This window comes from Thermomonas fusca DSM 15424, from assembly GCF_000423885.1.
In the GTDB taxonomy this organism is placed as follows: Bacteria; Pseudomonadota; Gammaproteobacteria; order Xanthomonadales; family Xanthomonadaceae; genus Thermomonas; species Thermomonas fusca.
Genome location: NZ_AUIV01000020.1, coordinates 17,183 through 25,890 on the forward strand (window position 1 = coordinate 17,183; position 8,708 = coordinate 25,890).

General features: G+C 67.7%; 8 protein-coding genes. 4 read left to right on the forward strand and 4 right to left on the reverse strand.

The window, feature by feature from the left end:
* Positions 1-36: 36 nt before the first annotated feature.
* From G582_RS16130 to typA, 4 genes are all read right to left on the reverse strand, one after another.
* On the reverse strand, positions 37-1,644 hold the full coding sequence (locus tag G582_RS16130) for an amidase (RefSeq protein ID WP_051247075.1): 1,608 nt from the start codon (positions 1,642-1,644) through the stop codon (positions 37-39).
* A 61-nt stretch (positions 1,645-1,705) separates the two neighbouring features.
* Positions 1,706-2,170, reverse strand: a complete 465-nt coding sequence (locus G582_RS0109115; protein WP_028839578.1) for a DUF2127 domain-containing protein — start codon at positions 2,168-2,170, stop codon at positions 1,706-1,708.
* Complete coding sequence (locus G582_RS0109120) at positions 2,167-2,709, reverse strand: 2'-5' RNA ligase family protein (RefSeq protein ID WP_028839579.1); 543 nt, start codon at positions 2,707-2,709, stop codon at positions 2,167-2,169. The genes G582_RS0109115 and G582_RS0109120 overlap by 4 nt, the downstream gene beginning before the upstream one ends.
* An 18-nt stretch (positions 2,710-2,727) precedes the next feature.
* Positions 2,728-4,557, reverse strand: coding sequence for a translational GTPase TypA (gene typA, locus G582_RS0109125; protein ID WP_028839580.1), 1,830 nt, complete (start codon positions 4,555-4,557; stop codon positions 2,728-2,730).
* A gap of 127 nt (positions 4,558-4,684) precedes the next feature.
* Here typA and G582_RS0109130 point away from each other — a divergent pair, with 127 nt between their 5' ends.
* From G582_RS0109130 to prpB, 4 genes are all read left to right on the forward strand, one after another.
* A complete protein-coding gene (locus tag G582_RS0109130; RefSeq protein ID WP_028839581.1) occupies positions 4,685-5,179 on the forward strand; it encodes a peptidylprolyl isomerase in 495 nt (164 codons plus the stop codon).
* Between the two features lie 310 nt (positions 5,180-5,489).
* Complete coding sequence (locus G582_RS0109135; protein ID WP_248642749.1) at positions 5,490-6,674, forward strand: pyridoxal phosphate-dependent aminotransferase; 1,185 nt, start codon at positions 5,490-5,492, stop codon at positions 6,672-6,674.
* A 60-nt stretch (positions 6,675-6,734) separates the two neighbouring features.
* Positions 6,735-7,718: a malate dehydrogenase gene (locus tag G582_RS0109140; protein WP_028839583.1), complete on the forward strand. Its 984-nt coding sequence runs from the start codon at positions 6,735-6,737 to the stop codon at positions 7,716-7,718.
* A 105-nt stretch (positions 7,719-7,823) separates the two neighbouring features.
* Positions 7,824-8,705 carry a methylisocitrate lyase gene (gene prpB / locus G582_RS0109145; RefSeq protein WP_028839584.1) on the forward strand — a complete coding sequence of 294 codons (882 nt, stop codon included), beginning with the start codon at positions 7,824-7,826 and terminating at the stop codon, positions 8,703-8,705.
* The last annotated feature ends 3 nt before the right edge of the window (positions 8,706-8,708 follow it).

The following is an 8,708-nucleotide window of genomic DNA, read 5'->3' on the forward strand; positions in this document are numbered from 1 at the left end:
CGCGCCCGGCGGAGTGGCGCCGGGACGGGGCACGGCCTACGGCGAAGCGGTGGCGATGGTGGGCAGGAAGCGTGGCGGCTTGCGCGCCTTGCTGGCCTGTTCGAACGCGTAACCCAGTTCGATCAGCTTGGGTTCGCTCCAGGCGGTGCCCATGAACACGATGCCGACCGGCAGGCCGTGCACTTCGCCCATCGGCACGGTCAGGCTGGGATAACGGGCCACTGCGGAGGCGCCGTAGCCGGCGCCGAGGAAATGGTCGCCGTTGACCGGGTCGATCGGCCACGCCGGCGACATCGCCGGCGCCACCAGCGCGTCGAGGCCATGCTTCTTCAGCGCCGCATCGATGCCTTCCGGGCCGGCCAGGCGGCGCGCCTTGTCACGGGCGTCGAGATAGGCCTTGTCGCTCAGCGGCCCCTTGGCATTGGCCTGCTCGAAGATCTCCTGGGCGAAGAACGGCATTTCGCTCGCGGCATTCTGGTTGTTGAAAGCGATCAGCGCCTCCAGCGATTTGTGCGGCGCGCCGCTGCCGGCGAGATAGGCGTTCAGGCCATCCTTGAATTCATACAGCAGCACTTCGTACTCGGCCGCATCCCATTGCCCGAGGGTGGGGATTTCAGCATCGACCACGGTGGCGCCGGCCGCCTTCATCGCGGCGATCGCGCGCTCCATCGTGGCGTCGGTATCGGGGTGGTAGCCCATCAGTTTGCGCACCACACCGATCCGCGCGCCTTTCAGCGCGTCGGCCTTGAGGTGGGCGGTGTAATCGACCGGTGCCGACTGCGGGCGTTCGCTGCTGGCCGCATCACCGGGGTCGGCCGCGGCGATCGCGGTGAGCAGTGCGGCGGCGTCGGCGACGCTGCGGGTCATCGGTCCGGCGGTGTCCTGCGAGGCGGAGATCGGGATGATGCCGCTGCGGCTGACCAGCCCCACCGTGGGCTTGAGACCGACCAGCCCGGCCACCGCCGCCGGGCAGATGATGCTGCCGTCGGTTTCGGTGCCGATGCCGGCGGTGGCGAGGTTGGCGGCGATGGCGGTGCCGCTGCCGGCGCTGGAGCCGCAGGGATTGCGGTCGAGCACGTAGGGGTTGCGGGTCTGGCCGCCGCGGCCGCTCCAGCCGGAGGTGGAGCGGGTCGAGCGGAAGTTGGCCCATTCCGACAGGTTGGTCTTGCCCAGGATCACCGCGCCGGCTTGGCGCAGCTTCGCGACCAGGAAGGCATCGGCCTTCGGCCGGTGTTCCGCGAGCGCCAGCGAGCCCGCGGAATTCACCATCGGGGTGGCGTCGATATTGTCCTTCAGCAGCACCGGGATGCCGTGCAGTGGCCCGCGCAGTCTGCCGGCCTTGCGCTCGGCATCCAGCGCTTCGGCTTCCTTCAATGCAGCCGGGTTGAGTTCGATCACCGAATTGAGCGTGGGGCCGGCCTTGTCGATGGCGGCGATGCGATCGAGATAGGCCTGCGTCAGCGCGTGGCTGGTCACCGCGCCATCGGCCATCCGTCGTTGCAACTCGGTGATGCCGGCCTCCTCGAACGCGAACGCCGACGCGCCTGCGGCGGGCTTGGCCGCGTCCTTCGTGGGGGTTTGCGGGGCAGGCTGGCAGGCGCCGAGCAGGGCGGCGAGGGCGAGGGCAAGCGGCAGGTGGCGCATCGGCGAGACTCCCGGGAGGACGCGCAAGCATGGCCCGGCTGGCCGCCGCGGGCAATCCGCCTCAGTGGCGGCGCTTGAGCAGGTCGCGCGCCAGCACCCAGACCACCAGCAGGTTGATCGCAACCGCCACCACTTCCAGCCAGTGGCGATGCAGGGCGAAGGCATAGATATCGAACGGCAGGTACAGCGCGGCGGACAGGCCCAGCCATGACGCCCAGGCCTTGGCGCGCCAGAGCCCCCACGCCTCGGCAAGGCGCACCGCGCCGTACAGCACGGCAACCGCCGCGGCCAGGTGCACGGCATCGGGATTGAGCGCATGCGCCAGCCAAGCCGGGCTGCCGTGCGCGGGATCCAGATGCAGCAGCGCCAGCAGCGCATCCAGTGCGCGCTGCAGCGGCGCCGGGCCCAGCCACTCCATCCCGGTGGCTGCCAGCAGCGCCAGCACGCCTTTGGCCGCTTCGAACAGCGCCACAGCATGCAGGCCACGATGCGCTTCGGCAGCGCTGGCGCGCGGGCCGGCGCTCATGCGTCGCCCCGGCCGGCCAGCGGCCACGAAGCAAGGGCGTCGTAGCCGCCGGGAACAGTCTGCAGCAGATCGATCCTCCCGACCTGCAACGGGGTGTTGGCGTCGAGGCCGGCCAACGCCGGCGGCGTGGCGCCCCGAGGCAGGTAGGCGAGGGTGATGTGCGCGGTCTGCGCGCGCTCCTTCATGAAGCCGCTGCCTTGCGCATCGGCTTCCAGTTGTTTCAGCAGCGCCTTCAGTGCAGGTGAAGCGTCGATCTTCGCCACCAGCACGCGCGCATGCGGCCAGTACTGGGCGCCGGTGATCGAGGCGTCGGCCGGCGCGATTGCGGCCGCGAATCCGGCCATCGCCGATTCGACGCGTGCGCGCTGCGCTTCGTCGATGCGCTCGCCGAGGTAGCGCAGGGTCATGTGCCACTGCGCCGGCCTGCGCCAGTCGTGGCGCGGCGCGCCGGCCGGCAGCGCCGCCTCCACCCGCAGGCGGAGGTCGGCCAGCGCGGCCTGCGTGGCTGCATCCGGCAGCCAGCCCAGGAAAACGCTCATGCCGGGATCGCCGCGGGCTTACGACGCGCGGCTGGCGCGCTTGCGGTCGCTCTCGGTCAGCTGCTTCTTGCGCAGGCGGATTTCCTTCGGCGTGATCTCGACCAGCTCGTCGTCGTCGATGAAGTCCAGCGCCTGTTCCAGCGAGAACTTGGTGGCCGGGGTCAGCTGGATCGCGTCGTCCTTGCCGGAGGCGCGCATGTTGGTCAGCGGCTTGGTCTTGATGACGTTGACGGTGAGGTCGTTGTCCTTGCTGTGGATGCCGACCAGCTGGCCTTCATAGACCTGGTCGCCTTCGGCGGCGAACAGCTTGCCGCGCTCCTGCAGCGGGCCCAGCGAATAGGCCGGGGTGGGGCCGGCGGCGTTGGCGATCATCACGCCGTTGAGGCGTTTCGCAATTGCACCGGTTTCCTTCGGGCCGTAGTGGTCGAACACGTGGAACAGCAGGCCCGAGCCCTGGGTCAGGGTCTTGAACTCGTTCTGGAAGCCGATCAGGCCGCGCGCCGGGATCATGTAGTCCAGGCGCACGCGGCCCTTGCCGTCGGATTCCATGTTCTTCAGCTGGCCCTTGCGGGTGCCCAGCTTCTCCATCACGCCGCCCTGGTGGATTTCCTCGACATCGACCACCAGCTGCTCGATCGGCTCCATCAGCTGGCCGTCGATTTCCTTGATGATGACCTCGGGGCGCGACACCGCCAGCTCGTAGCCCTCGCGGCGCATGTTCTCGATCAGCACCGACAGGTGCAGCTCGCCGCGGCCGGAGACCAGGAACTTGTCGGCGTCCTCGAGCTGCTCGACCTTCAGCGCCACGTTGTGCACGGTCTCGCGCTCCAGCCGGTCCTTGAGCTGGCGGCTGGTCAGGAACTTGCCGCCGGACAGATCCTTGCTGCCGGCGAACGGCGAGTTGTTGACCTGGAAGGTCATCGAGATGGTGGGCTCGTCCACGGTCAGCGCCGGCAGCGCTTCCGGGGTGTCGATCGAGCACACGGTGTCGGAGATGCTGAGTTCGGAAATGCCCGAGATGGCGACGATGTCGCCGGCCTCGGCGCTGCCCTGTTCGATCCGCTCCAGGCCCATGAAGCCCAGCACCTGCAGCACCTTGCCCTGGCGCTTCTTGCCTTCGCGGTCGATCACGGTGACCGGCATGTTCTTCTTCAGGGTGCCGCGCTGGACGCGGCCGATGCCGATGACGCCGACGAAATTGTTGTAGTCCAGCTGGCTGATGCGCATCTGGAACGGGCCTTCGGCCTCGACCTGCGGCGCCGGCACGTACTTCATGATCGCCTCGTACAGCGGGGTCATGTCGCCTTCGCGCACGGTGTCTTCCATGCCGGCGTAGCCGTTCAGGCCGGAGGCATAGACGATCGGGAAGTCCAGCTGCTCGTTGGTGGCGCCGAGCTTGTCGAACAGGTCGAACACCTGGTCGATCACCCAGTCCGGGCGCGCGCCGGGGCGGTCCACCTTGTTGACCACCACGATCGGCTTGAAGCCCATCGCGAACGCCTTCTGGGTAACGAAGCGGGTCTGCGGCATCGGCCCGTCCATCGCATCCACCAGGATCAGCACCGAGTCGACCATCGACAGCACGCGCTCGACCTCGCCGCCGAAGTCGGCGTGGCCGGGGGTGTCGACGATGTTGATGCGGTTGCCCTGCCAGGTGATGGCGGTGTTCTTGGCCAGGATGGTGATGCCGCGTTCCTTTTCCTGGTCGTTGCTGTCCATCACGCGTTCGGCCAGCACCGTGCGCTCGTTGAGGGTGCCGGACTGCTTCAGCAGGCAATCGACGAGAGTGGTCTTGCCATGGTCGACGTGGGCGACGATGGCGATGTTGCGGAGGCGTTCGACGGACATTCGGGAGGGCTCGTGGAAACCGCACCCGGGTACCGTCTACGAGACGGCAGGGCGCGGCAATGACGGATGGGAAGCCGGCTATTATATAGGGTTCATGTGCCCGTCCGGGCATCCGGAGATGAACAAGATGAGCCTGATCGCCAATTTCGACACCGACCGCGGCCTGATCAAGGTCGAGCTGGCCGCCGACAAAGCCCCGCTGACCGTGGCCAATTTCGTCAACCTGGCCAAGCGCGGCTTCTACGATGGCCTGAATTTCCACCGCGTGATCGCCGATTTCATGATCCAGGGCGGCTGCCCCGAAGGCTCCGGTCGCGGCGGCCCGGGCTACCGCTTCGAGGACGAGGCCAACAACGGCCTTGGCCATGAGCGGGGTGTGCTGTCGATGGCCAATGCCGGCCCCGGCACCAACGGCAGCCAGTTCTTCATCACCCACGTGCCCTGCGGCTGGCTGGACGGCAAGCACACCGTGTTCGGCAAGGTGATCGAAGGGATCGAGGTGGTGGACGCTGTCCAGCAGGGCGACGTCATCAAGTCGTTGAAGATCGAGGGCGATGCCGAAGCCGCGCTGGCCGCCAAGGCCGACCGCGTGGCGGAGTGGAACAAGATCCTGGCCGCCTGACGGTCTGGTTGCCAGCGGCGTGGCGCGGTCGTCGCCACGCCGCCGGGTTGTATTGCGCAGGCAGCTGTGCCGCTGCGCGACGAGGGCCCCGTTTGCCGGATATCGGCCCCGGCCAGCGCAGGCCCCCGGCAGTGTCGCCAGCCGCCGCGGCAGCCGCCACAAGCGCCGGGATGACTGGGTTTCCGGGTAGCGGTGGGGCATGGGCGGGGCGGGGCGCTGTGCTAGCATTGGAGGGCTATTTCCCCACGTCCATTGCCGCGTCCGCGGCCATTTTTCGAGGTTCCCCACGATGCCTCAGCTCGCCCGGCGCATGTCTCGCGCCAAGCCCAGCGTGATCATGCAGGTCGCCGAAAAGGCCAAGCGCCTGAAGGCCGAAGGCCGCGACATCATCAGCTTCTCCATCGGCGTCCCCAATTTCCTGCCCGGCCCGCATGTGTACGAAGCCGCCCGCCAGGCGGTGGACAAGGACAGCGGCCAGTACGGCAGCAACCGCGGCCCGGACGCGTTGCTGGACGCGCTGCTGCAGCACGTGGAGCAGATCGGCCTGACCGGTTACACCCGCGCCAACTGCGCCACCGGCATCGGCGCCAAGCACGTGATCTACAACCTGGCCGAAGCGCTGCTGGACGAGGGCGACACCATCGCCTTCCCGGCGCCGTACTGGACCAGCTACGTGGACATCGCCGAGATCGTCAACGCGAAGATCCAGCTGCTGCCGTGCCCGGCCAGCCAGGACTACAAGCTGACCCCGCAGCAGCTGGACGAAGCGCTGGCCTCGAAGCCCAAGGTGTTCCTGTTCAACAACCCGTCCAACCCGACGGGCATGGTGTACACGAAGGACGAGGTGATCGCGCTGGCCGACGTGCTGGTGAAGCATCCGGATACCTGGATCATTGCCGACGACATCTACAACCGCATGCTGTTCGACGGGCTGGAGTATTACAACTTCGTGCTTGCCCGCCCGGAACTGCGCGACCGCGTGATCTTCCTCGACTCGCTGTCCAAGACCTATGGCATGCCGGGCTGGCGCCTGGGCTTCATGGTCGGGCCGGAAGTGGTGGCCAAGGCGCTGGTGACGCTCAACTCCAACCACATCACCAACGTGCCGGAAGTGGTCAACGCCGCCGGCATCGCCGCGCTGACCGGCCCGCAGGACGTGCCGGACCAGAAGCGCGTCGAGTTCCAGGCCAAGCGCGACCAGGTCATGGACGTGATGAACGCGATCCCGGGCCTGGTGTGCCCGCGTCCGCAGGGCGCGTTCTACGTGTTCCCGGACATCAGCTGCGCGTTCGGCAAGACCCACGGTCCCACCGGCAAGAAGATCGAGAACGACGTCGACTTCTGCGACGCGCTGCTGGAAGCCAAGGGCGTGGCCTGCGTGCCTGGCTCGGCCTTCGGCGAGCCGCGCGCGCTGCGCATCAGCTACACCTGCCCGACCCCGCAGCTGGCCCCGGGCCTGGCGCGGTTCCAGGAATTCTTCGCCGAGCTCAGCTGAGCCCGGATCCATCCCATCCTCCGGCGGGCTTAGCCCCGCCACCCCACAGGAGTCCATGACATGAAAGCCCCCGTTCGAGTTGCCGTCACCGGCGCCGCCGGCCAGATCGGCTACGCCCTGCTGTTCCGCATCGCCTCCGGCGAAATGCTGGGCAAGGACCAGCCGGTGATCCTGCAGATGCTGGAACTGCCTATGGAGAAGGCCCAAGCCGCGTTGCGCGGCGTGATGATGGAACTGGAAGACTGCGCGTTCCCGCTGCTGGCCGGCATGGTCGGTACCGATGACGCCGAAGTCGCGTTCAAGGACGCCGACTACGCCCTGCTGGTCGGCGCGCGTCCGCGCGGCCCGGGCATGGAGCGCAAGGACCTGCTGCTGGAGAACGCCAAGATCTTCACCGCCCAGGGCGCCGCGCTGAACAAGGTCGCCAGCCGCAACGTCAAGGTGCTGGTGGTCGGCAACCCGGCCAACACCAATGCCTATATCGCCATGAAATCCGCGCCGGACCTGCCGGCCAAGAACTTCACCGCGATGCTGCGCCTCGACCACAACCGCGCGCTGTCGCAGCTGGCGAACAAGGCCGGCGTGGCCGTGGCCGACATCGAGAAGCTGGTCGTGTGGGGCAACCACAGCCCGACCATGTACCCGGACTACCGCTTCGCCACCGTCAACGGCGCGTCGCTGAAGGACAAGATCAACGACGCCGAGTGGAACGCGAACACCTTCATCCCGACCGTCGGCAAGCGCGGCGCCGCCATCATCGAGGCGCGCGGCCTGTCCTCGGCGGCTTCGGCCGCCAACGCCGCCATCGACCACATGCGCGACTGGGCGCTGGGCACCAACGGCAAGTGGGTGACCATGGGCGTGCCGTCCGACGGCAGCTACGGCATCCCGGAAACCGTGATGTACGGCGTGCCGGTGACCTGCGCCAACGGCGAATACACCCGCGTCGAAGGCCTGCCGGTGGACGAGTTCAGCCGCGCCGCCATGGACAAGACGCTGGCCGAGCTGGAAGAAGAGCGCGCGGGCGTTGCCCACCTGCTCTGAGCGGTATGCCATCACGAGCCACGAAGCGCCGGGCCCTGCCCGGCGTTTTCGTTTCCGGCAGCCGCCGGTGCCCGCGTTAAAATGCACGATTCGCAAGGAGAGGCCATGAGCATGCAATCCGCCGGTGCGCGCTTTCGCGCGGCGCTGAATGAAGAAACCCCCCTGCAGGTGATGGGCGCCATCACCGCCTACGCCGGCCTGATGGCCAAGCGCACCGGCTACCGCGCGCTGTACCTGTCCGGTGGCGGCGTGGCGGCCAATTCGCTGGGCATGCCCGACCTCGGCATCAGCACGATGGAAGACGTGCTCACCGACGCGCGCCGGATCGTGGATGCCACCGGCATGCCGCTGCTGGTCGACATCGATACCGGCTGGGGCGGGGCGTTCAACATCGGCCGCACCATCCGCAACTTCGAGCGCATCGGCGTGGCCGCCGTGCACATGGAAGACCAGGTCGGGCAGAAGCGCTGCGGCCATCGCCCCGGCAAGGAGGTGGTGACGAAGGACGAGATGGTCGACCGGGTGAAGGCGGCGGTGGATGCGCGCACGGATCGCGAGTTCGTCATCATGGCGCGCACCGATGCGGCCGCGGTGGAGGGCATCGACAGCGCCATTGAACGCGCGGTGGCCTACGTCGAGGCCGGCGCCGACATGATCTTCCCCGAGGCGATGAAGACGCTGGACGACTACCGCAAGTTCAAGGCGGCAGTGAGAGTGCCGATCCTGGCGAACCTCACCGAGTTCGGCAGCACGCCGTTCTTCAGCACCGACGAGCTGCGCGATGCCGGCGTCGACATCGCCCTGTACTGCTGCGGCGCCTACCGCGCAATGAACAAGGCGGCGCTGCATTTCTACGAGACGGTGCGCCGCGAAGGCACCCAGAAGAACATCATCGACACCCTGCAGACCCGCGCCGAGCTGTACGACTTCCTGGGCTACCACGCCTACGAGGACAAGCTCGACACGCTGTTTGCGCAGACGAAATAAGCC

Bases quoted from the DNA above. Each gene is read 5' to 3' on its own strand.
- G582_RS16130 (WP_051247075.1), bottom strand. From the start codon at position 1,644: ATGCGCCACCTGCCGCTTGCCCTCGCCCTCGCCGCCCTGCTCGGCGCC.
- G582_RS0109115 (WP_028839578.1), bottom strand. From the start codon at position 2,170: ATGAGCGCCGGCCCGCGCGCCAGCGCTGCCGAAGCGCATCGTGGCCTG.
- G582_RS0109120 (WP_028839579.1), bottom strand. From the start codon at position 2,709: ATGAGCGTTTTCCTGGGCTGGCTGCCGGATGCAGCCACGCAGGCCGCG.
- typA (WP_028839580.1), bottom strand. From the start codon at position 4,557: ATGTCCGTCGAACGCCTCCGCAACATCGCCATCGTCGCCCACGTCGAC.
- G582_RS0109130 (WP_028839581.1), top strand. From the start codon at position 4,685: ATGAGCCTGATCGCCAATTTCGACACCGACCGCGGCCTGATCAAGGTC.
- G582_RS0109135 (WP_248642749.1), top strand. From the start codon at position 5,490: ATGTCTCGCGCCAAGCCCAGCGTGATCATGCAGGTCGCCGAAAAGGCC.
- G582_RS0109140 (WP_028839583.1), top strand. From the start codon at position 6,735: ATGAAAGCCCCCGTTCGAGTTGCCGTCACCGGCGCCGCCGGCCAGATC.
- prpB (WP_028839584.1), top strand. From the start codon at position 7,824: ATGAGCATGCAATCCGCCGGTGCGCGCTTTCGCGCGGCGCTGAATGAA.